This window comes from Citrobacter sp. wls714 (assembly GCF_005281025.1).
Classification (GTDB): Bacteria; Pseudomonadota; Gammaproteobacteria; order Enterobacterales; family Enterobacteriaceae; genus Citrobacter; species Citrobacter werkmanii.
In genome coordinates, this window is the sequence record NZ_SZWZ01000110.1 from 23404 (window position 1) to 46146 (window position 22743).

Here is a 22743-nt window from a genome sequence, read left to right on the forward strand (position 1 = left end):
TCAGTGCACCAGAATGGCGGCCTGAGTGAACAGATGCACGCAGAGATCGCTCAGCTGGACGATCATCCATTTTCCGCAAATACCCAATACCGCGAGGGTGACGATCAGCCTGGGTAAAAAACTAAGCGTTTGTTCGTTAATCTGCGTCACAGCCTGAAAAATGCTGACTAACATACCGACCAGCAGGCTGGGGACGACCAACACGCAGACTAAAATGATCACAACTTTTATACCGCTGGCAACAATGTCTGCAGCTACATCAATGGTAAGCATGTCTGATCTCCGTTAGCCTAGTCCCAGACCGCGAATGCTGGAGGTCAGCGTCCCAACCGTCAGCGCCCAGCCATCAATAAGCACAAACAGCATCAGCTTAAAGGGCAGCGAAACGATCAGCGGTGACAGCATCATCATCCCCATCGCCATCAGTACGCTGGCGACGATCAGGTCGATCACGAGGAACGGAATGTAAATCATAAAACCTATCTGGAAGGCGGTTTTGAGTTCGCTTAGCACATAGGCGGGAACGATAATGGAAAGATCCTGATCGACGGCGTTCCCTTTCGCATTGGCGATCGTCATTATCTGCGCAATCGCTTTTTTATTGGTCTGCGCCAGCATAAAACGTTTCAATGGCGAAGCGGCTGTACTCAGGGCGTCGGGGAGCGTGATTTGATCGTTTTCAAACGGAACCACGGCATGATCGTAAATGTTGAGCCAAATTGGGCGCATCACCAGCATGGTTAACGACAGCGCAATGCCAATCAATATGCGGTTCGGCGGCGTTTGTTGCAGCCCCAACGCCTGACGAAGCAGGGAAAGAACAATAATAAAACGGGTAAAACAGGTCATCATCAGCACCAGGGTAGGCAGAATGCCCACCAGGGTCATCAGGATCAGGACCTGGATTTTTACGCTGTATTCCTGGCTATTTCCGTGTGAAATCACATTCAGCAACGGGATATCTCCCCCTTGCGCGCAGGCAAAGGGAGAGAGGATGAGTAACGAGATACCCAGTAAGAGTGTGAGTGTTGGCGCGCGTTTCATGGTGCCAGATCGTTGATTTCATGCGTGTTGAATTCAAGGACGCGCAGGCCATATTTTTCGTTGACCACAACCACTTCAGCCTTACCTAGCAGGATATTATTGACCTTGATATCCAGCGGTTCACCGGCGAGTTTATCCATCTCGATGACGGTGTCGTCATCGATGTTCAGCAGATCGGCCAGCATCACCTCTACGGATGAAACTTCCAGCGTTAGCGTGACCGGAATACGTTTGAGTAATGACATCGACTCGGAAAAACGGTCTTCTAAACGCGCCACCAGCTTTTCTGTGGCAGACGGTGTGGGTGGCGTAGTCGCTTCGGGGGCTAACTCGAAGCCTTGCTCTAAAATATCTTCTGGCTTACTCATAGGATTTCTCCGTCTTGCTCGTTAATTCGGACAAAAACAGTTTGTCTTTATCCTCTACGATCAGGGCATTAAATAATTCGGATTTCCCGATATAAACAGGGAAAGTATCAGGCATCGCAATCGGTAAAATATCGCCGGGTTTAATCGTCGTCAGGTCGGCAACATTCAGAGGAATTTCTGCAATCTTCACGTTCATGGTTAGCGGCAGCGTATGAATGATTTCTTTGATCAGCGTTTTTTTACGCGTTTCAGCGCTGGCTTTATCAATCTGCTTTTTTTTCTCTCCGTGTTCGCTACGGCGGATCAAATTCAGAATGTAATCGGTATGCGAATCGTCCAGTAAGATGCGGAAACTGCAATTCTCATCATCACCTAATACAAATGTAAGCTGATAAGCCCAGTGGGTTTGTATGGTGCTGCTGTCGGGTTTGAGCGTCAGTGGAATACCGGATATATTTTTATTAAAAATGATATTGCAAATATCCAGTGCCAGTCTGCTTCTCAAGCGGATTTCCGTTTTGGTTGGTAAATCATCTTGCGACTTCTCGTCGGCGAGAGATGATGTCAGACCATAAAAGTTACCTAATAACATTAACAATAATGCGCGGTCGATATCAAAGGCCAGATGCCCAACCTGAGAAACTAATAATTCCGCACTTTTATTGATAACATCCATCTCACAGTGTATTTTTTTTAGTGTTATATTTGTGCGATGTTTTTTCAGGAAATAGTTTCCAAGATGTGATTCAATTGTATCAAAACTTCCCGTAAACATAGTCGGCAGACGATGATATGGACGTCCAAGCCGGTTTCCTTCAAGTTTAAAGATTCCGGGCGTTTGACTATATTTCAGCATGGTACGCTTTCTCAGCTGTAATTTCTGGGGCGGATAAGTTGATATCAAATTCCGCGGTTATCAAAGAAAATACAAATCCATTTAATTTACTGTTCATCCTTGACGCTATTCTCATAGTGTTGAAGTCCATTAGATACGAAATGCAGTACCTACTCACGTCTATGGAGTAGGGCTGGATATTAGATATTTTACCCCTCTCCTCTGCAAGTTATTAATGGTGATGAACTATAATTAAAAAATAATTAATTACGCATCCGTGATGTTGCCCACTTACTGCCTGTCGCTGCTTAGGCTTATCATTATGTCTGTTTTTTATGCGATTTTTCTTGTATGTTGATGTTTTTAAAGGAATAATATTTTTATTATCTTTTAATTTAAGATTGTTAATGTTACTGGTGATAGTATTTTTTTAGGAAAATCCCTATTTGGAAATAGTCTCAGATAGGGCAGCCCCGTGAACGGGTGGTAAAACATGAGCAAGGATGAGATTAAGACATGGCACGGGCGATATCTATTATTCGATGATTGTGCTTTGGAATGATTTGTATATTTCTCGTAACGGATGTTAACTTTACTTCTAAGTGTAAATAATCATGTTTGAACTTATTGCCGAAGCAGCCTCCAGCATTAACGTTTTTTCAATGGCCAGGCGTATTGCTGCGTTTAATGTTCCAGTACTTATCCATGGCGAAACCGGTACTGGTAAAGAATGTATCGCCAAATTTATTCACTCGATTGCATTTGCGCAGGAGGCGTCGGCGCCTTATATCGGTGTGAACTGCGCCGCTATTCCTGAAAACATGCTTGAAGCAACGCTCTTTGGTTATGATAAAGGGGCGTTTACTGGAGCGGTGGCCACCGTACCGGGAAAGATGGAATTAGCCAATAACGGTACATTACTGCTGGATGAGATCGGCGATATGCCTTTGGCACTACAGGCCAAAATACTACGTGTATTACAGGAACAACAGGTTGAGCGTTTAGGAAGTAACCGTCTCATCAAATTAAATTTTCGTTTAATTGCCTGCACCAATAAAAATCTTGAAGAAGAGGTTGCGGCAGGACGCTTCAGAGAAGATCTCTATTATCGCATGTCAGTGATTCCGTTGACCATGCCGCCTTTGCGCGAGCGTATGGAAGATATTATCCCTCTGGCGGAATCCTTTATTAAAAAATACTCCACGGTGCTGGTAAAAAATATCAAGCTTTCTGAATCGTCACGCCGGGCGTTACTGAGCTATGCGTGGCCGGGTAATGTGCGCCAACTGGAGAACGCCATTCAACGAGGAATGATCCTTAATCGTGATGGCGTCATTTATCCCGATACGTTAGGCCTGCCATCCATTGAGTCCGATTCCTGGAGCGAGCCGCAATGGCAACCTAAACCCAGCGCGCAGATCACCACCAGCGACAATCTGGGCCAGCATGGTCGCAGCGCACAGTATCAATATATCGCTGACCTGATGCGCAAATATCAGGGTAATAAAACCAAAATCGCTGATTTATTAGGAATAACCCCACGTGCGCTTCGTTATCGTCTGGCATCAATGCGAAAACAGGGAATAGAAATCTTTTCCTGAATCAGTCTGTGGTACCGAGAACGCTTTTCTAATTTTAAGAGTAGGTCATGAGCATAAATACGATAGCCCCAGCCAGTACCATGCAGACGCAAATGATGCAGGACATGCAGCAGATGAAAGCGGTCGCGCAAGCGCCCGTCCTTTCGCCGATGCAGGTAAACCCCCAGTTGGCATCATCTCCGGTTTCGTTCGACCGCGTTATGCAAGGGGCGCTGAATCATGTTGATCGGTTCCAGCAGGTTGCGGAACAAAAACAAACGGCCATTGAGATGGGGAAAAGCGACGACCTGGCGGGGGCGATGATCGCCAGCCAGCAGGCATCGTTATCGTTTTCCGCGCTGGTGCAGGTACGTAATAAAGTCGCTTCCGGATTCAATGACCTGATGAGCATGTCAGTCTAACGCTATGAATGAACTAATAAAAAAAGTTACTCAGTTTTTACCATCCTTCTCTTTCAGGCTGGATGGTAATAAACGTCTGGCGTTACTGGCAGCAGCGGCTGTTGCGGCTACCGCCATTATTGTCAGCGAGCTATGGAATGGCAACCACGGCTATGTTTCGCTGTACGGTAGCCAGGAAAATATCCCGGTTTCGCAGATCGTCACCGTGCTGGATGGTGAAAAGCTGGAATACCGGATCGATCCGCAAAGCGGACAAATTCTGGTTCCGGAAGAGGACTTGTCCAAAACGCGAATGACGTTGGCGGCGAAAGGCGTTCAGGCCATGCTGCCCAGCGGCTACGAGCTGATGGATAAAGACGAAGTACTGGGCGCCAGTCAGTTTGTGCAAAACGTCCGTTACAAGCGGAGTCTGGAAGGCGAACTGGCGCAGAGCATCATGACGCTGGACGCCGTAGAGAGCGCCCGCGTGCATCTGGCGCTCAATGAAGAGAGTTCTTTTGTCGTCAGCGACGAGCCGCAAAACAGCGCCTCGGTGGTGGTGCGTCTGCATTATGGCAGCAAGCTGGATCTCGATCAGGTGAATGCCATCGTGCACCTGGTATCCGGCAGTGTGCCTGATTTGAAAGCTTCGCAGGTCAGCGTTGTCGACCAGGCGGGGAATTTGCTGTCCGATGGTATTGGCGCGGGTGAAGCGGTTTCTGCGGCGACGCGTAAGCGCGACCAAATCCTCAAAGATATCCAGGATAAGACCCGCGCCAGTCTCGCAAATGTTCTCGACTCGCTGGTAGGAAGCGGTAACTACCGGGTGAGCGTGATGCCGGATCTCGATCTGAGCAATATCGACGAAACCCAGGAGCATTACGGCGATACGCCAAAGGTTAATCGTGAAGAAACGGTACTCGATAGCGATACCAACCAAATCGCCATGGGGATCCCCGGCTCGCTGAGTAACCGTCCTCCATTGGCGGCAAATCAGGTGACGAATGGTGCCAATGGAACCGCGCCAGAAGAGCCTCGCCAGCCTGCTGCGTTGTCAAAGCATAGCGAGAACAAACGCGACTACTCCTGGGACCGTAGCGTTGAACATATTCAGCATCCTGGTTTCGACATTAAACGTTTAAATGTGGCCGTGGTACTTAACCAGAGCGCGCCTGCGTTGAAGAACTGGAAACCGGAACAAACCACGCAGCTGACGGCGCTGTTGAATAACGCCGCCGGGATTGATGCTAAGCGTGGCGACAATCTGTCCTTATCGCTGCTTAATTTTGTGCCGCAGTCGATCCCCGTCGAGCCGGTGGTCCCCTTATGGAAGGATGACAACATTCTGGCCTGGGTGCGTCTGATTGGTTGCGGCCTGCTGGCTCTGCTGTTGCTGCTGTTTGTTGTTCGTCCGGTCATGAAACGGTTGACCGCCGAACGTCGCCGGACGTCGACACCAGAGCTGGCGCTGGACGCCGCACCGATCGCGATTCCTGCGGACAAACCTCATTTTGCGGCCGCTGAAGATGAACGCAAAAACATTGAACTGCCTTCTTTCCCTGGTGACGACAGCCTGCCTTCGCAGAGCTCCGGTCTGGAAGTGAAGCTGGAGTTCCTGCAAAAACTGGCGATGAGCGACACCGATCGCGTAGCTGAAGTTCTCAGACAATGGATTACCAGCAATGAGCGAATTGACAATAAATAACGGCAGTAACAACAGCTACCTCGAGCAGGCCGCAATTTTATTGCTGTGTCTGGGCGAGGAGGCGGCAGCCACGGTGATGCAAAAGCTCAGCCGCGAAGAGGTGGTTCGTCTCAGCGAAAACATGGCGCGTCTGTCTGGCGTAAAAACCAGCATGGCGAAAAAAGTGATCAATAACTTTTTTGATGAATTCCGTGAGCAGAGCGGCATTAACGGCGCCTCGCGTTCCATGCTGCAAGGGATCCTCAATAAAGCGCTGGGCACTGAAATCGCCAGCAGCGTGATCAACGGTATTTATGGCGACGAGATCCGTTCGCGGATGGCGCGTTTACAGTGGGTGGAACCGCGCCAGTTGGCGATACTGATCTCAGAAGAGCATTTGCAGCTACAGGCCGTATTCCTTGCCTTCCTGACGCCAGAGATCTCGGCTACGGTACTGTCTTACATGAATGAGTCAGTGCAAAACGAGATCCTCTATCGGGTTGCCAAACTGAACGATGTAAACCGCGACGTGGTGGATGAGCTGGATCGGTTGATCGAACGTGGGCTGTCGGTGCTCTCCGAACATGGTTCGAAAGTGAAAGGGATCAAGCAGGCCGCAGATATCGTGAACCGCTTCCAGGGTAACCAACAGGTGATCCTCGATCAGCTGCGCGAACGCGATGAAGATGTCCTCGAACAGTTGCAGGACGAAATGTACGACTTCTTCATTTTGAGCCGCCAAAGCGACGAAGTGCGCCGTCGACTGCTGGATGAAGTGCCGATGGAAGATTGGGCGGTGGCGCTGAAAGGTACCGAAGCGCTGTTACGCCGTTCGATTTATGCCGTGATGCCTAAACGTCAGGTACAACAGCTGGAGGCGATAACCTCACGTCTTGGACCGGTTCCGGTGAGCCGTATTGAGCAGATCCGCCGTGAAATCATGGGAATTGCCCGCGAGCTTGAGGAAGCGGGTGAAATTCAGCTACAGCTGTTTGCTGAACAGACGGCGGAGTAACACATGGCGATTGAAACCATTCGTGGTCGTTACCGGCTGCATCGTTTTCCTCCTCGCCAGCGCCATCTCCAGGCTGAACAGCTCACGCCGGGTATTACCCCAGCGGATTATCAGCGCCAACTGATGGATGGCTTCCAGGAAGGGCTGCAAAAAGGTTTTGAGCAGGGGATGACCGAAGGCCAGGAGCAGGGTTTTCAGGAGGGGCATCAGAAGGGGCACGATGAAGGGCGTCGTCAGGGATACACTGAAGGCAGCCTGGCCGGACAGCAAGAAGGGCGCAAGCAGTTTGAACGAGCCGCCCAGCCGCTGGAAGCTATCTCCGGCAAAGTGAATGACTATCTCGCGCACATCCAGCGTAAACAGCGGGAAGACCTGCTGCAGCTGGTTGAAAAGGTTACCCGCCAGGTGATTCGTTGCGAGCTGGCGCTGCAACCGACGCAGCTATTATCGCTGGTCGAAGAGGCTATTTCGGCCTTTCCGGCGATGCCTGAGTCGCTACAGGTGCTGCTGAGTAACGAAGAATTTAACCGTATCAAAGATGTCGCGCCTGAGAAGGTCACCGCATGGGGACTGACGCCATCTCCCGATCTGCAGGCGGGCGAGTGCCGGGTGATTACCGATAAATCCGAGCTGGATATTGGCTGCGAGCATCGACTCGAGCAATGTATGTCGGCGCTCAAAGAGTCGCTGCTGCCGGAGTCGACGGGTGAGTGACCTTTCCAGCTTCGACAACGCGCTGCGTTCCATTGAGTCGATTCCTTTAGCCCGGGTTGCCGGGCGACTGGTGCGCGTGAACGGCATTTTGCTGGAGAGCGTGGGCTGCCCGTTGGTAACGGGCCAATTGTGCCGCGTTGAAAGCGCCAACCATACGCTGATTGACGCGCAGGCGGTGGGATTTAATCGTGATATCACCTACCTGATGCCCTTCAAACACCCCGTCGGACTGATGGCGGGGGCGCGCGTATTCCCCGAAGAAAAAGCCCAGGAGATCCTGATTAGCGAAAGCTGGCTGGGGCGGGTGGTCAATGGCCTGGGCGAACCGCTGGATGCCAAAGGTCGTCTGACCGGCAATGACGTGCTGCCACCTCAGGCGCCGTCTATCAACCCCCTCACGCGTCGGTCGGTAAACCAACCGCTGGATGTTGGCGTAAAAGCAATCAACGGTCTGCTCACTATCGGTAAAGGCCAGCGCGTGGGATTAATGGCCGGCAGCGGCGTGGGAAAAAGCGTGCTGTTGGGGATGATCACCCGCCAGACCAAGGCCGACATTGTGGTGGTGGGGTTAATTGGTGAGCGTGGCCGCGAGGTGAAAGAGTTTATCGATCATTCACTGGGCGCGGAAGGGTTGGCAAAATCTATCGTCGTCGCGGCTCCGGCGGATGAGTCGCCGTTGATGCGTTTGAAAGCCACCGAGCTGTGCCACTCTATCGCGGCCTGGTTTCGCGATCGCGGGCATCACGTTTTACTGCTGGTGGATTCGTTAACCCGTTATGCCATGGCGCAGCGTGAGATTGCGTTGTCATTAGGGGAACCTCCGGCGACGAAAGGCTATCCGCCATCGGCGTTCGGCATGATCCCAAAGCTTGTGGAAAGCGCGGGCAACAGCGAAAGCGAAGGTTCAATGACCGCCATTTACACGGTGCTGGCGGAGGGGGACGATCAGCAGGATCCGATCGTTGACTGCGCGCGCGCGGTGCTGGATGGGCATATCGTTCTGACCCGTAAGCTGGCGGAAGCCGGGCATTATCCAGCCATCGATATTGGGCAGTCGATCAGTCGATGCATGACGCAGGTTACGCCCAACGAACACCAACAGTCAGCCCGTCTGCTGAAACAAAACTACGCCACCTATATGGAAATTAAGCCGCTGATCCCGTTGGGAGGCTATGTTGCCGGAGCCGACCCCAGCGTTGATAAAGCCGTCAAAGTGTTCCCCGCTATCGAGCGTTTTCTGCGTCAGGAGGTGAGTGAACCCGCCTCACTTGAGCTGGTGCAAAGTCGCTTACAGGCCCTTTTCCCCCAGGCAAAGAAAACGGAAGGTAAATAATCATGCGGCAAATTATTGATACCCTGGCGCAATTGCAGCGCCTGCGGGATAAATCAGTAAAAGACATGACGGTCCAACTGGCTAAACAGCAGCAGGTCTGTACCGGTTTTGACAATAACATAAAAGCGCTGGGCTACCTTATTCAAAAAACCGGCACCGGCGTTGACACCCCTTCCGTTGAATCACTTAAAAACGTCACGGGTTACAAAGGTACGCTGCGCACGGTAATTGCCTGGCAAGAACAGGAAAAAACGCTGGCTAAAATCAAAGAGCAGCGTATTCAAAAAAATCTGGTTGCCGCGGCCTGCGAAGAGAAAATTGTTGCCATGACGTTGGCAGATAAGCGTTACGCGCTGAGCAATGAGGCGCAGGTAAAAGAGCAAAAAGCCGTAGATGAAATAGCCGCGCAATGCTGGCTAAGACAGAAGACGCTGGGACTGGTATGAAAACGATCATTACTTTCGGCACATTTGATGTTTTTCATATTGGACATCTGCGTATTCTTGAACGCGCCAGGCAGTTGGGTGAGCGACTGATTGTCGGTATCTCTTCCGATGCGCTAAATATGCAGAAAAAAGGCCGGATGCCGGTTTACAGCCAAAGCGATCGTATGGGGATTGTTGCCGGGCTGAAATGCGTGGACAGTGTGTTTCTCGAAGAGTCGCTGGAGAAAAAAGCGGATTATATTCGCCAGTTTAACGCCGATACGCTGGTGATGGGCGATGACTGGGCAGGACGCTTTGATAGTTTGTCGTACCTGTGCGAAGTGATCTATTTCCCAAGAACACCATCGATATCAACGACTTCGATAATAGAAATTATTCAAGCTGATTCAACTCATTAATAATGTTTTGATGGGATTATTTTTGCAGTAAGGATGAATTATGAAGATGTTAAAAATATATATATCAGAAATATTTTTCACTCTTGAACAACAGTTATTAAACCACATAGATTCTTTTGAAAAAGAAAATAGTCAATCGATATTTATTTCTCCGTTTGCTAGTCGATTAAACGGAGATGTACTATCAGTGACTCGTGCACTAATTATACCATACAAGCACCATCATGATTACTATGATCATATAATCATGAAGTTGTGCAATACTATAGTTGAAAAAAATTTTTCGCATATTGAAATGCATTTTCCAGTAACAGCTTCATTTATATCTATTTTGTCTTTTAACCTTATACGTAATATCAATAAAATTAAAACGATTACTAATATAAAGCTACACGTATGGGATGGTGTTGTAGAAGATCTTCTTTGTCGTCAGGAATTTTTAAATTTAAAGAGGGAAACTCTAAAATCCTCAATAACTCGTTTGCTCAATGAGTTTCAGTTGATGATTGAGAATCTTGACTTGAAATATTTATTCCGTTTTGATACGGCATTTATGTTTTATTTTTGGCACTATCTGTTTGATACTGACTATCATATGGTTCGCCCATGTTTATTGGCTGAGAATAATAATAAAAGCTTTACCGATAAGTTACTTAAGAATACGTTACCTATTGATTATGAATGCATTAAGAAAACAGATAGAAAAGTACAGTTACTGTACATGAAGATACTTGGTATCACCGGGGATATTTTTCTACGCCTAAAAAAATATGTTGCAGATAATATATTAATGTTAACTTATGCTGACGCGACTTACCGAAAGTCAGCACAGTTTAAATCGAGTAAAAGAGATTTTGGTTTTCATTTTGATGAGTACATATCAACGCAGGATGTCTTGAATCAGTATTCTCGATTGGTTATTAATTGTGTTAACGCCTCTGATGACTACCGAGAATACTTGTCTGGTCGTGAATATCTGAATATAAGCTATGAAGAACAGTGCTCTATGTTTTTTCTTCATGCGCTTGGTGTCGTTCCTGAAAAAATTTCAGGGCATCCTGATTTATACTTGCTGGCATTTCCTACAAATCGAATTTCTTATTTTTTTTTGTACGAGGATTTGTCTTTTCATAGCACTAAACAATTTGGAGAACTAATTTTTTCTGTTGGTTATCAGGGTGACATTCTCTATAGCAGTGAAACAAAAAATCTGTTAAATGGAAATGATGAACAACAGCTCGATGAAATGATTCTTATCAAAATGAAATCCTCATTGGGCGACTGCATGTTTGCATTATCAGCAGTTAAGGCCCTTTATGCTGTTACAAAGAAGAAAATAACGTTCGTGACGCACCGAGCTTACACAGAATTAGCACGATGTAATCCGTGGATAGATAAGGTTATTGCCATTGAAGATCTTTCAGATCATGCTTTAATTGATTACTTCTATGAGGAAACACAACGTAGTGCACATTTTTGCGAGATTTTACATATTTTGGCAGATTGCCATCAGATCGATGCCTGTTTACGTAGTGTTGGCGCGAAAATTAATCCAAAAGAAATGAGCATGGATATTGACCTGAGTAGACATGATCTTACTCGGGTTGATGAATTCTGTACCATAAATAATTTTAATGATGAAAATATTGTATTATTGCATGCCAACATAGGTGATCCAAATCGTACTTGGTCTGGTGAGAACTGGAATATTCTGGCAGAGAAATTTATCCATTTAGGTTGGAAAGTTGTCGCAATAGGAAGTACCAATAATAAATATGCTGAAACACAGGTGCATGAGTTCACTCATCCGGCAGTCATTAATGCGGTGGACCAATTCTCAATTCTTGAAACCATACATTTGATGAGAAAAAGTCAGCTACTGGTCGCCACCGATTCTGGGCCTGTTGCATTAGCTGGCGCATCTGATATAGCTATTGTTTCACTTTACTCGATTGTGCCCGGGTATAAGCGTATTCCCTATCGGCATGGAAGGTTGGGATGGAATGCTTTATGCGTGAATCTGAAATGTAAATATGGTCACTGTATGCAACTGGCTATAGATTCAAAATTCTGTCGAGATGTACTTGGTACAAATATTCAAATGCGTCGACTGAATAATTGGTGTCCATTAGGTGATGTGCAAGGTGATAAATTTCGCTACTCCTGCATAAAAAGTTATTCTGCCGAAAATTTATTCCCAGAAATTATGTCTTTTTTATCTTCTAAAAAATTTGTTCTGCAGCGTTATTCCGGAACGGTTCATACAGGGTGATTAAATATTTATAATTACTTTGTAAGAGTTATATATTGTATAGTAAAACTATTCGACTATTAACAGATAGGATTCTTTATGTTTTTTGCCCCACGCCAACTGTCGTTTGTCCTCAGTGCCTCACATCATGGCACAATGATCGTAAATAGAAATGATTATAACAAAAATGAAGATAATAATGAATATTATGGCGTGGGCTATCATATTCTCAATAGTGCGTGCTTCGATGTCGACGAGATTTCCTTAATTTTACAACTGTTATCATGTCGTCGAAAATATTATGGTAATGGCGTGTTTGTTATTGATGGTGGTGCTAATATTGGTGTCCATACATTAGAGTGCTCTCGTTATATGCAAGGGTGGGGATCAGTGTTGAGTTTTGAAGCTCAGGAGAGGATTTTCTATGCACTAGCTGGAAATATTGCCATTAATAATTGCACTAATGCTCAGGCAAAACTGTCCGCTTTAGGTGCTGAAACAGGTAAGATGCTTATTCCTCGCCCAGATTATAACCGTAGCGCAAGCTTTGGTAGTTTGGAGCTAAAGCAAAAAATAGGTACAGAATTTATTGGGCAATATGTTTCTTACAGTGATGATGATTGTGATGAAGTTTCTGTAATATCTCTTGATTCTTTAGATTTACTTCGGCTCGATTTCATTAAAATTGATGTCGAAGGTATGGAGATGGATGTATTACAAGGTGGTATAGAGCAAATATGTAAGCATCATCCAATTATATTGGTGGAGACAATAAAATCGGATAAGGAAAAAATAAACAATTTCCTTATCGGTATGGGATATAAAGTTTTTCCATGTGGAATTAATGCTTTGGCCATTCATAATAGCGATCCGACACTTAATGAAATAACAGGGGTGAAATAGTCTTGAAATAGGTTGAGCAAATCAGATGTTCTTTTGTTAAATAAAGACGGAGAGAAGATCCGTCTTTATTGAGTATTGTATGAAGAATTAATTAATGGTGAATTGAGGTGATAATACTATATATTGGCAATAAAATATAATGCTTCTTACGCAACAAGTTATGTCTATTGATTAAATAATTTATTTTATCCTTTGTAGTTCTTCCAATTGTATCTATAAATATATCATCTAAATAGATGTAGTCAAAAACGTTAAGGTTTTTTCGTTGCGATAGAATTTTGCTGCCTATATCGTCATAGATAACTAATGTGAAAACACTCTGTGGTATTAGAGCGGTAATACTGCTTGTATCGATATCTTGATCGGCAGGGACATGCTGCACCTCCGAAAAATTGTGGATAGTGTTGGACAACTTATAGGCATTACTCAAGTTACCAAAGAATACAATATGAATATTCTTCATTAATATCATTATCCAGTATTTGGATATTAGGCAAATAAAATGATCAATATCATTATCATCGATGTTTCTTTCTGATAGTTCTATAAGTTTGCTAATGAGGTCATTTAGTTCATTGCTTTCTTCTAATGAATCGGTATATGCAACAAATAAATTTTTAATTTTATCAATCGTATCGTTATTTCTTAATTTTACTAGCTCAGTACTAAGATGTTTTAATGAGCTTAGAAATTTTTTCGCATTAACCTGATTTGATGACATAGATGTTCACTTTGATTGTTGTTTGTCTTATTTAAATGCCAGGTGAAGGCCGTCACATATATGATGGACCTCCATGTTGAATTTGCGGAATAGAATGTTCAACGATTTTGTTGAGTAGTAACTAACATGCCCGCCTCTGGGAAGTATATACCAATCATCCATTTTGAGATGCAGTCGTGAGTCATTATTTAATGTTGAGAAGAAAAATTTACCATTATTACTATTTAATAAATTATCAATTAATGATACCGTTTTAATCGGGTCAGGTGTGTGTTCCATTACTTCAAAAGAGACAATGAACTCAAATCTCTCCTGCGGCATTGAATCATTTTGATAGAAAGGATCCCAGCCAGTTGCATCTACGCCTTTTTCTTTAAGTAAATCGACTAGTTTATTATTTCCACAACCGAAATCTAGCATATGATATGATTTAATATCAGAAAAATTTTCAATCAAAAATCTTGCATTCTGTTGAGGTCTTAATTCAGGGAAGTCTGGATCAATATGGATATATTCGTCATTGTAGATGTATGTAGAGAAGTCATCTTCATTCCAGTGATCAAAAGCATTAGTGTAAATTAATCCACAGTTTTCACATCGATGATAGTAGATAGGTTGGCCCGATAATTTAGATTTCAGTCCATGCCTGCCATGTAACTCGTTGAAATCAATAACGCCATACAACGATGCCTCGGAATTGCATATTTTACATAGTGATATTTTTTCAACTTTTTTTATATCCATCGTCACTCTGTTACTCCAGATAATTTATGATGTCAGTTAGATGTTAAATTGAATAATTTTTTCTGTAGGCTGTGTAATAAGACATTTTGATCCGTAACATCTTCCGGACAAATCGTTTTAGCGATTACCTGCGCCGCTCGCTCACCCGCTCGGCCATCCATAAACGCATCGCAATAGTGCTGGCGAATCTCAGTCAATGACACTTCCAGCGCAGCCCAGTCAAACGTATCGGATAACGCAGCACGCAGTGTTTGCATATCATCAGCAACAGGGAGAATGTCCCGGATACGTTGATCTGCGCTGTCAGGAGTGGAGAAACTTTGCTGACCATCGAGCAACGAATTCATGTTGGGCCAGCTCAGTAAAATGATGCGTTTATTCATATGAATAGCATCAAAAATAAAGCCGCTGCTGTCTGTCAGGACGTAATCCGCCTGCGCAATAAGCGCCAGCAGGTTCTGCGGATCGTCAATTCTGTTTTTTAAATAGCGCTGCGCCAGCGCCAGAGAGGCGGCTTCTTCCGGTCTGTGCTGTGTGCCATGATGCAATTTAGTGACGATATTATATTCATGGCTTAACCGGCTGAGTTGTTCCGCCCAATGGGGGAGGGAGCTTAGCGCACCATAGGTTGGCGCATACAGAATGGTCTGTTTTTTCGCATTGAGTTTCAGGCTTTTTGGCAGCGTGTTATCAAAAGTGTGGTTGTGCCACTCATCGAAGAGCGGATTGCCGACCACTTTTGCACTGCCGCCAATATCAAGCGCGTGCTGGCTATAGTGGCTGTAACACAGGATGCGATGATAAAAAGCGTTCCACCAGGCATGGTTCCACTCTTCTTTCGCCAGGCCATACATGGCACGCACATGGGTATCCGCCAGTCCGTTTAGCAACGGCGTATAGTAAGGGCTGACCAGGCATTTGAAACGCTGGCGTTGCTCAATGACCGTAGAAAGACGTGTTCCGCCCAGCGCGGGGTCGTTAATGGTTTTAATCGTTGCCGTCATTTCATCCAGAAACGACTTGTGTATTTTGTCACTTACCAACAACGAGCATGTATGGCCCATCGCCTGCAGCGCGCGAATAATGGGGCGGTACACCGCGTAATGCAGCGACGTTTCCATATAGAAGCCAATGGCATCGAGATGAGTGGAAGTCGAAGGTAGCGAGTTGCTTACCAGCGCGTTGACGGTCTCGGGTTTTTTATTAATTTTATTGAAGTAGTAGCCGATGTTATCGGTTTCTTTCTTCTCGATATCGCTATATCCCGCGCGTTGATAACAAATGCTCGGATAACACGAGAGCCATTTTCCTTCACGTAGCAGCGGCTGCCATTGCTCTTCGAGGGTGTCTGAGAGGTCATGCTCCATTTGCTGAGTCAGCGTCGGGTAATAGCGGCTGTTTACCAGATAGGCGCAAACCTTATTGCAGTCGCGGGCATGGATCATACCCTGCAGGCTTTTCAGTTCGCTGCCTTGTTTAATTTCTCCGCCGAGGATAACCACTTCCCACGGAAAATTAGGTAACGCGCTCAGGAGCGAGTTAAGTACACGAATATGCTTTTCCTGTTTGAGGATCACGCTGTCATCTTCAAATAACAGGTAGTTTTTCCAGCCCTTACTCTGCGCCAGCTGTAGCGCCTGCATATGGGATTGACGGCGACCAATCTGGCCATTGGTTGCTACTGATGCGGCCAGCCGGGTAACCTTTTCCGCAGGGAAATTAAGAAACGTCAGCTCTTGCTGGATGTGCGCTAAACGATCCGGACGTGAATCCAGATTCACGATCACCACCTGATCAATGTAATCCCAGTGGATCGGCTGATGATGCGTGGCGTTATGCAGGCTTTGATACCAGTTTTTTAGCATCGGGTCGGTAACCGCCTGTGCCAGCGAGGTTTCCTGCGGCTCGCTGCTTCCCAATACAAAGTCTTTATCGAACGTATTTTGGCTATGCGAGATACAAATAATGGTGCGCTCGCCCGGCAATTGTAGTGGATTCACCGTGAATTGATTGGTGAATCCTTCTTCTTCGCCTAAGTTACATTCATCATCGTAACGGTGCTTTTTCAAATAATTGCGATGGTAGCAAAAGGTGCCGTTGAGAATGTTTTGCGGGCCAAAGCTGCGGCTTTTAAACAAGCGGTTGATATGGCTATACCAGATGGGGATCTGATCGGAACCCGAAATCAACGCCCGGTGGCGCTGCATCATCTCAATGGTGTAAGAGATTTTATCTGATGGATAATAATCATCATCATCCATACACAAAATATATTCACCTAACGCCAGCTCATTGAGCATATTGCGTTTTCTGCCCAGGTCGAGCTTTTCCGGGTGATAGATATAGCGAATATTAAATTTCTCAGGGTGGTTTTGCGTCAGCCTGTCGATGATCGACTGATGGCTTTGCGGGGAATCATCGAGGATCACCAGCTCCCGGCGGTCGGCTGGGTAATCCTGATACCGGTACATGTACAGTAAATAGGGTAAGAAAGCGGCGCGGTTCCACGTGGGAGTGACAACGCTGACAAATGGCTTTTCACGGCCAGTATCCAGCGTTTTGACAATGCCGGTCAGGGCGGAACGAGCTTTAGAGGTTTCAGGCATAGTGATGTGTATTCGTGATTCGAAAAAGGACCGGGCATTCACCCGGTCAACAGGCACTAACGTGTAATCAGGGAAAACGCCGAGAGCAGAGGGTCTCCGGGCAGTATGTTCAGAATATGCTGGCGCAGCGAGTTGGCATTCTCGCTATTGCGCCAGGCTTCAAACAGCGCGAAAAGGGCATAAATTTCGTCGTGGCTTAATGTGGAATCGTCCATTGTCCACAGGCAAAAGAGTGTGCGAATCATAAAGACATCGGCGACCAGCCAGAAGAAACGCTGGAGCGGGCTTTCATCGTCGTGTTGCGGGAAAGTGTCGTGATACAAGCGATAAATCAGGTAGTTACTGAAAATCCAGCTCTCCTGCGCAAAATAGCGATCCCATGTCATTAACCACTGCTCCTGCAACTGCTGCTGGAGCAAGGCTTCACTGTTAGCATCTTGCAGCATCAGCAGGCTGATCTGCAGGGGTAAGGTCAGCTTACGCGCACTTTCCGGCAACTGCTCCCAATTGAAATCACAGTTGCCCATTTGGGTGATCATTTCCCGCTGCAACTGGGGCAGGCTGGGCAGTTGTGCGAATTGCTCCTGCAGTTTTCCACTTTCTGCATGTTCAGCCAGCACTTGTGGTAGCGAGGCCAGCTTCTCAAGCGTAGGGTCGCTGTCGCCTGGGCATTTCTCGGAAAAAGAGAGCATGATGCCCAGCGCATACAGGCGCAGTTCCGGCGACAAACCTGGAAGGGTGATGGTATTCAGAGCGGATTGATTCAAGACCTGATCGCGTGCGGATAACGCCGGACTGTCCAGGTCAGCTGCGCATTTTGACGTATGCAGGACAAAGGCATTGGGATCGCCTAATGCAGCCTGACAGCTGGCCGGATCGGTTAAGTTCAGACTCTGACGAACTTCCGTTTTCCAGCGCATGTTGACCAGTAAAGCGGAATCCGGGTGGTGGGATAAAAACAACCGGACAAAGTCGGGTTCATAACAATCAATCATACTCATAATTTGTTCTCAGTAATCCCAATGTTCAAAATCTGGCTATAACAGTGCAATATCCATGCCTGAAATTTAATTGTATTTATATCAATTTGTTAGGTGAGGCGCGGAAAGTCGGTTTCCGCGTCAGGGAAGGAAGTTTTAGCGCTGGTAAATAAAATCTGGCTCAGTGCCTAAAAAAGCCTGAATAAACTCATACTGACGGATCAGCAGATCGCCATTTTTTTCGTTGTACATCTTGCAGCGTTTCGCTTTTTGCTCAAGGCTTTGCCACCAGCCCTCTGCGGCAGTTTTCTGCACGCCCGGCAACCAGCTAAAGACCTGCTCTATCCCTGCACGATTGACGCTTACGCCCAGCAGTTGCAGGATCGAGCGGCGCTGTTGGCTGCTGTTTTGCAACTGCTCATAATGCTGTTGAATAAGTTCATTGACAGCCAGCAGCTCGTCGCTGTCGCGACGGATCATACACAGACGTTGTTGTTCCAACTGGTGTCTGAGCGCGTCATACCGCGTCCCGTCCTCGCGGATGCCCTGAAGCAGAGTTTTCACCTGCTGTAGCCTGGTACTCACTGTTGTAGCCTCTTATTTCTGGAAAAAGCTGAGCATGTCCCCAGCCAATTGATCGGTATCAACCTGCAAATCGCCTGAGGCCAGCATGGCCTGCATTTGCGCCACTTTGTCGTAATCAACGTCACTTTGCGTATCATTGTTCAGCGTTTGCTGCGCCGTTTGCAATCCCGCCTGAGTAATATCATCGGCGGAAAGCGCCGCAGAGCTGGATGTGCTCGTCTGCACGCTGCTTTTGTCTGCACGCGCCTGTTCGGTTGTCGATGCAGGACGATTGCCTGGCAGAGTTGGGGTAATTTTCATAGCAACCTCGTACATATTTCGTTGGGTTGGTTATCTGTTATTGGCTAAAAGCGACGGCAATAGAGGAAAACTTTAATCCCATCACAAAAAATCCCCCTCACTACTCCGCCGCCAGCGTGGTGACCACGCCGGTATCATCCACCACACCGCTAATGATCCGCTGGCTGCTGCTGTTGCGAACTTTTATCACATCCCCTTTACGACCATTTTTCAATGCCACGCCCGGCATCGAGGCGGTAATCCCGGCCGTATGGGAGACGATCATTACCGGCTGGTCGCGTTTCACCAATACAGGCTGAACCAGCTCGCTACGGGTAATCGGCTTACCCGGTTGTAGGGGGCGCTTGCTGGTGAGACCAATCGCTTCATCCATATTTGTCATCAACCCTTCCCGCTGGTTGCTGATATTGAATTTTTTAAGCTGCAGGTCGTCGGTCGTAATCACCGTATCTCGGGCAATCAACGACTTTGGCATCACTACCGGCACCGACACGTCGGGGCGCACTGCAACGTTATATTTCCAGCCCGCATTGCCCGGGCAGGTCACCACAAAGTTCATGCGTGACAAGGCCATCTCCGGGGAGGTACTGGAGGTGATCTGTGGCGTCGACGCGCATAGCGCGCTGGTGCTCACGGCTGAGGGGATATAGATATTGAACGTGTAGCGATAGTCCTGCCACTGCTGTTTGCGCGCCAGCGCGTCAATTTCATGACTGGCGGCATCGAGAACCCGCGCGTTGATCTGTTCCCGGGCGCTGTGCTGAATGGGATGGACGGCGGCATGTACGGGTAAGACACAGCATATAGCCAGCATCATTTCCACGGCAAAGAGGAAAAAGGGCTTCCTTCTGTGAGGAGGTGTTTTCATAAAGTCATTTCTCATCAATCACTTAAAAGTTGGCATACATATTGCTAATAACAGCGATATCTACGCAGGAGTGATGCAAGAAATGGGAATCAGTTTTCAGCAGGCATTGGGTGTACATCCGCTGGCAGTGAAGTTACGTCTTGAGAGGACCGAGCTACTGACTGCGAATCTGGCAAACGTCGATACACCAAATTTCAAAGCCAAAGATATTGATTTTGCCGCTGAGATGCAACGGGCAAGTCGCACAAATGTTCCACCCGAGGTGGACGTGAAGTACCGGGTGCCGATGCAGCCTTCAGAGGATGGCAATACCGTAGAGCTGAATACCGAGCAGGCCCGGTTTTCACAAAATAGTATGGATTATCAAAGCAGTCTGACCTTTTTGAACCTGCAACTTAGCGGTATCAAAGAGGCCATTGAAGGAAAATAACCATGTCGTTTACTGATATTTACCAGATTTCCGGCTCGGCGATGACGGCGCAAACCATCCGTCTGAATACCGTCGCCAGCAACATGGCGAATGCGGAATCTCCTGCCAGCAGCGAGGCGCAGGCCTATAAGGCGCGCAGCCCGGTTTTTGCCGCGGTTTACAACAATAGTCTGATAGGTGGACATAACCGTCACGCCATTGATGGCGCCAGCGTACAGGTACAGGACGTCATGCAAAGCGGCGGGGCGGTGAAACGTTATGAGCCGCATCACCCAATGGCGGACCAGAACGGTTTTGTCTGGTACCCGGACGTCAACGTGGTCGAGCAAATGGCTGACATGATGTCCGCGTCACGTGATTTTGAAACCGACGTTGATGTGCTGAATAACGTCAAAAGTATGCAGCAAAGCTTACTCAAACTGGGAGAAGTGTAATGAATACCCTGGCTCTGTATGCCCAATCTCAGGCGCTGGCTTCTTCTCAGGAGAAGACGACGGCCGTTGCTGAAAATAACGTCGGCGCAACGGCGCAAAGCACCAATCTGGGAGACAGTAGTTCTTCTACGACGTCGTCAACGACGGATACCAGCGACACCAGCAGCACCCCAACAACGACAACGTCCACCGAAACCTCGGCGGTCGACACCTTTTTGACGCTGTTTGTGGCTGAAATCGAAAATCAGGATCCAACCGATCCCACCGATCCTACGGCCTATATCGATCAGCTCTCCTCAATGGCGCAGGTCGCCATGATGGAAGAGATGAGCGTCCAGGCCAACACCAACGCCGTGCTGATGAGCAACATTCAGGTGATGGCGCTGGGGAATATGGTCGGCGACGACATCATGGTGCAAACCACCTCGCTGGATATCGAAGATAACAGCAAGGAGATTCAGGGGCGCGTCACGCTGGATGACAGCTGTACCGATGTGGATTTGCACTTTACCGATGAAGCGGGTGATGACTACACCGTGTCGTTGATCCCGGAAGGTGAAACCTCCGTCGGACCCGGCCAGGTGGACTTCGACATCAATCCTGCGGGTTACGGCATCCCGCCGGGCGATTACAGCGTATCTGTGGTGACCAATACCGGAGAAGAGGAAGTGCCGATTGAGGTGACGGGCAAGGTGGAAGATGTGCGTATTCCGCTCGATGGCAGCACGCCGGTGCTTAACGTTGACGGCGTTGGCGAAGTGCCATTCACCATGATCACCCAGTTTGGCGTACCGGATAGCACTGATGACACCACGCCGCCAGATACTAACGACGGCAGCGATAACGCCGACAGCAATACAGTGCTCTGATTTAGTTTACATTACAGGAAGAAACAATGAGTTATGAAATTGCAGCGACGGGGCTAAACGCCGTCAACGAACAACTGGACGGTATCAGTAACAATATCGCTAACTCCGGGACGGTCGGTTATAAATCAATGACCACCCAGTTCTCCGCCATGTACGCCGGGACACAGGCGATGGGCGTGAGCGTGGCAGGTTCCGCACAAAGTATCTCCACCGGTGGTTCGATGGTATCAACCGGCAATGCGCTGGATTTGGCCATTAACGATGATGGCTTTTTCGTCATGTGCGACAGCGCAGGGAACATATCCTATACCCGCGCCGGTTCTTTTGTGACGGATAAAAACGGTTATATCGTCAATGCGTCCGGTGATTACCTGCAAGGTTATCCGGTTGATGACAGCGGCACGTTGCAAACTGGTACCGTCACTGATATCCAGATTAAAACCGGCAACATCCCGGCGCAGGCCACCGACAGCATGACCTTCACGGCAAACTTTGATGCCAGTGATGAAACGATCGATCGCGCCAGCGTACCGTTTGACGCAAACAACAGCGACACCTACACCGACAGCTACACCACCACCGTGTATGACTCGCTGGGTAACGAGCACTCGGTTAGCCAGTATTTTACTAAAACCGCAGATAACACCTGGGAAGTGCAGTACACCTTTGATGGTGAGGCGCAGAGCGGCGTACCGCCGACCACACTGACCTTTGATCAGAATACCGGTAAGCTGACATCGCCAACAACGCCGCAAACCATCACGTTCACTACTGATGAAGCTGCGCCGATTTCAATGACCGTCGATTATTCAGACTGTACTCAGTACGGCTCTGATTTCTCGGTGACGACCAACTCCGCCACCGGTTATGCCTCCGCGACGCAAAACGGCGTACAGGTTGATGACGACGGTAAAGTTTACGCCACCTACAGCAACGGCGAACGCATGCTGCAGGGGCAGGTCGTGCTGGCGACGTTCCCGGATGAGAACGGGCTGGAAGCGGTCAGCGGCACTGCCTGGGTGCAGACGGGCGAATCCGGCACGCCGCTGATTGGCACGCCTGGCTCCGGCTCTTGCGGCACGCTCTCCTCCGGCATGCTCGAAAGCTCCAACGTGGATATCACCAACGAACTGGTCAATCTCATGACCGCCCAGCGTAATTACCAGGCGAACACCAAGGTGATTTCGACCAGTACGCAGTTGGATCAGGCTCTCTTCCAGGCGATGTAAGGCTA

Annotated in this window: 25 protein-coding genes; 14 read left to right on the plus strand and 11 right to left on the minus strand. The window is 47.7% G+C overall.

Annotated features, from left to right (window positions below; genetic code table 11):
• Genes FDX11_RS24705 through FDX11_RS24720 form a run of 4 tightly spaced genes read right to left on the minus strand, consistent with a single transcriptional unit; the run spans window position 1 to window position 2268 of the window.
• The gene (locus FDX11_RS24705) at window positions 1-273 is read right to left on the minus strand and encodes a flagellar biosynthetic protein FliQ (RefSeq protein ID WP_003838859.1); all 273 of its coding nucleotides are present in this window, start codon (window positions 271-273) and stop codon (window positions 1-3) included.
• 12 nt (window positions 274-285) lie between these two features.
• On the minus strand, window positions 286-1044 hold the full coding sequence (gene fliP / locus FDX11_RS24710; RefSeq protein ID WP_137349246.1) for a flagellar type III secretion system pore protein FliP: 759 nt from the start codon (window positions 1042-1044) through the stop codon (window positions 286-288).
• A complete protein-coding gene (locus FDX11_RS24715; RefSeq protein ID WP_137366058.1) occupies window positions 1041-1412 on the minus strand; it encodes a FliM/FliN family flagellar motor switch protein in 372 nt (123 codons plus the stop codon). Before FDX11_RS24715 ends, fliP begins: the two co-directional genes overlap by 4 nt.
• The gene (locus tag FDX11_RS24720) at window positions 1405-2268 is read right to left on the minus strand and encodes a FliM/FliN family flagellar motor switch protein (protein ID WP_061383097.1); all 864 of its coding nucleotides are present in this window, start codon (window positions 2266-2268) and stop codon (window positions 1405-1407) included. Before FDX11_RS24720 ends, FDX11_RS24715 begins: the two co-directional genes overlap by 8 nt.
• A 593-nt stretch (window positions 2269-2861) precedes the next feature.
• Between FDX11_RS24720 and FDX11_RS24725 the strand changes: the two genes are divergently transcribed.
• The 10 genes from FDX11_RS24725 to FDX11_RS24770 all read left to right on the plus strand — a co-directional run bounded on the left by FDX11_RS24725 (window position 2862) and on the right by FDX11_RS24770 (window position 12972).
• Window positions 2862-3848, plus strand: coding sequence for a sigma-54-dependent Fis family transcriptional regulator (locus FDX11_RS24725; RefSeq protein WP_042310449.1), 987 nt, complete (start codon window positions 2862-2864; stop codon window positions 3846-3848).
• 47 nt (window positions 3849-3895) lie between these two features.
• Window positions 3896-4249 carry a flagellar hook-basal body complex protein FliE gene (locus FDX11_RS24730; protein WP_042310447.1) on the plus strand — a complete coding sequence of 118 codons (354 nt, stop codon included), beginning with the start codon at window positions 3896-3898 and terminating at the stop codon, window positions 4247-4249.
• 4 nt (window positions 4250-4253) lie between these two features.
• Window positions 4254-5933 (plus strand): flagellar basal-body MS-ring/collar protein FliF, encoded by a 1680-nt coding sequence (gene fliF, locus FDX11_RS24735; protein ID WP_137398682.1) that lies wholly within the window; start codon window positions 4254-4256, stop codon window positions 5931-5933.
• Window positions 5911-6927: a flagellar motor switch protein FliG gene (locus FDX11_RS24740; RefSeq protein WP_003838846.1), complete on the plus strand. Its 1017-nt coding sequence runs from the start codon at window positions 5911-5913 to the stop codon at window positions 6925-6927. Before fliF ends, FDX11_RS24740 begins: the two co-directional genes overlap by 23 nt.
• Before the next feature lie 3 nt (window positions 6928-6930).
• Window positions 6931-7641, plus strand: coding sequence for a flagellar assembly protein FliH (gene fliH, locus FDX11_RS24745; protein WP_061383093.1), 711 nt, complete (start codon window positions 6931-6933; stop codon window positions 7639-7641).
• Window positions 7634-8974 carry a flagellar protein export ATPase FliI gene (gene fliI / locus FDX11_RS24750; protein WP_137366061.1) on the plus strand — a complete coding sequence of 447 codons (1341 nt, stop codon included), beginning with the start codon at window positions 7634-7636 and terminating at the stop codon, window positions 8972-8974. Before fliH ends, fliI begins: the two co-directional genes overlap by 8 nt.
• A 2-nt stretch (window positions 8975-8976) precedes the next feature.
• Entirely contained in the window at window positions 8977-9420 is a 444-nt protein-coding gene (gene fliJ, locus FDX11_RS24755) for a flagellar export protein FliJ (RefSeq protein WP_042310438.1), read from the plus strand.
• Entirely contained in the window at window positions 9417-9818 is a 402-nt protein-coding gene (locus tag FDX11_RS24760) for an adenylyltransferase/cytidyltransferase family protein (RefSeq protein WP_137398683.1), read from the plus strand. The genes fliJ and FDX11_RS24760 overlap by 4 nt, the downstream gene beginning before the upstream one ends.
• A gap of 40 nt (window positions 9819-9858) precedes the next feature.
• Complete coding sequence (locus FDX11_RS24765; RefSeq protein WP_137398684.1) at window positions 9859-12090, plus strand: glycosyltransferase family 9 protein; 2232 nt, start codon at window positions 9859-9861, stop codon at window positions 12088-12090.
• 78 nt (window positions 12091-12168) lie between these two features.
• The gene (locus FDX11_RS24770) at window positions 12169-12972 is read left to right on the plus strand and encodes an FkbM family methyltransferase (RefSeq protein ID WP_137398685.1); all 804 of its coding nucleotides are present in this window, start codon (window positions 12169-12171) and stop codon (window positions 12970-12972) included.
• Between the two features lie 91 nt (window positions 12973-13063).
• On the opposite strand, the gene FDX11_RS24775 is transcribed toward FDX11_RS24770, so the two are convergent.
• The 7 genes from FDX11_RS24775 to flgA form a co-directional block, all read right to left on the minus strand.
• Window positions 13064-13693, minus strand: coding sequence for a hypothetical protein (locus tag FDX11_RS24775; RefSeq protein ID WP_137398686.1), 630 nt, complete (start codon window positions 13691-13693; stop codon window positions 13064-13066).
• 27 nt (window positions 13694-13720) lie between these two features.
• On the minus strand, window positions 13721-14437 hold the full coding sequence (locus FDX11_RS24780; protein WP_233639317.1) for a class I SAM-dependent methyltransferase: 717 nt from the start codon (window positions 14435-14437) through the stop codon (window positions 13721-13723).
• A 32-nt stretch (window positions 14438-14469) separates the two neighbouring features.
• Window positions 14470-17043, minus strand: a complete 2574-nt coding sequence (locus FDX11_RS24785) for a glycosyltransferase family 2 protein (RefSeq protein WP_137398687.1) — start codon at window positions 17041-17043, stop codon at window positions 14470-14472.
• Window positions 17044-17099: 56 nt separating this feature from the next.
• Window positions 17100-18044, minus strand: a complete 945-nt coding sequence (locus FDX11_RS24790) for a lysine-N-methylase (RefSeq protein WP_137398688.1) — start codon at window positions 18042-18044, stop codon at window positions 17100-17102.
• Window positions 18045-18179: 135 nt separating this feature from the next.
• On the minus strand, window positions 18180-18608 hold the full coding sequence (flgN, locus tag FDX11_RS24795) for a flagellar protein FlgN (protein ID WP_042310426.1): 429 nt from the start codon (window positions 18606-18608) through the stop codon (window positions 18180-18182).
• A 12-nt stretch (window positions 18609-18620) separates the two neighbouring features.
• Window positions 18621-18908 carry a flagellar biosynthesis anti-sigma factor FlgM gene (flgM, locus tag FDX11_RS24800; protein ID WP_137398689.1) on the minus strand — a complete coding sequence of 96 codons (288 nt, stop codon included), beginning with the start codon at window positions 18906-18908 and terminating at the stop codon, window positions 18621-18623.
• 100 nt (window positions 18909-19008) lie between these two features.
• On the minus strand, window positions 19009-19776 hold the full coding sequence (flgA, locus tag FDX11_RS24805; RefSeq protein ID WP_371414808.1) for a flagellar basal body P-ring formation chaperone FlgA: 768 nt from the start codon (window positions 19774-19776) through the stop codon (window positions 19009-19011).
• Window positions 19777-19858: 82 nt separating this feature from the next.
• On the opposite strand from flgA, the gene flgB reads away from it, so the two are divergent.
• The 4 genes from flgB to flgE are packed head-to-tail and all read left to right on the plus strand — an operon-like array spanning window position 19859 to window position 22738.
• Window positions 19859-20206, plus strand: coding sequence for a flagellar biosynthesis protein FlgB (flgB, locus tag FDX11_RS24810; protein WP_042310529.1), 348 nt, complete (start codon window positions 19859-19861; stop codon window positions 20204-20206).
• A gap of 2 nt (window positions 20207-20208) precedes the next feature.
• On the plus strand, window positions 20209-20640 hold the full coding sequence (gene flgC / locus FDX11_RS24815) for a flagellar basal body rod protein FlgC (protein ID WP_006685942.1): 432 nt from the start codon (window positions 20209-20211) through the stop codon (window positions 20638-20640).
• Window positions 20640-21509, plus strand: coding sequence for a flagellar hook capping FlgD N-terminal domain-containing protein (locus FDX11_RS24820; protein WP_137398690.1), 870 nt, complete (start codon window positions 20640-20642; stop codon window positions 21507-21509). Before flgC ends, FDX11_RS24820 begins: the two co-directional genes overlap by 1 nt.
• A 26-nt stretch (window positions 21510-21535) precedes the next feature.
• Window positions 21536-22738 (plus strand): flagellar hook protein FlgE, encoded by a 1203-nt coding sequence (gene flgE, locus FDX11_RS24825; protein WP_137398691.1) that lies wholly within the window; start codon window positions 21536-21538, stop codon window positions 22736-22738.
• Window positions 22739-22743 lie beyond the last annotated feature (5 nt).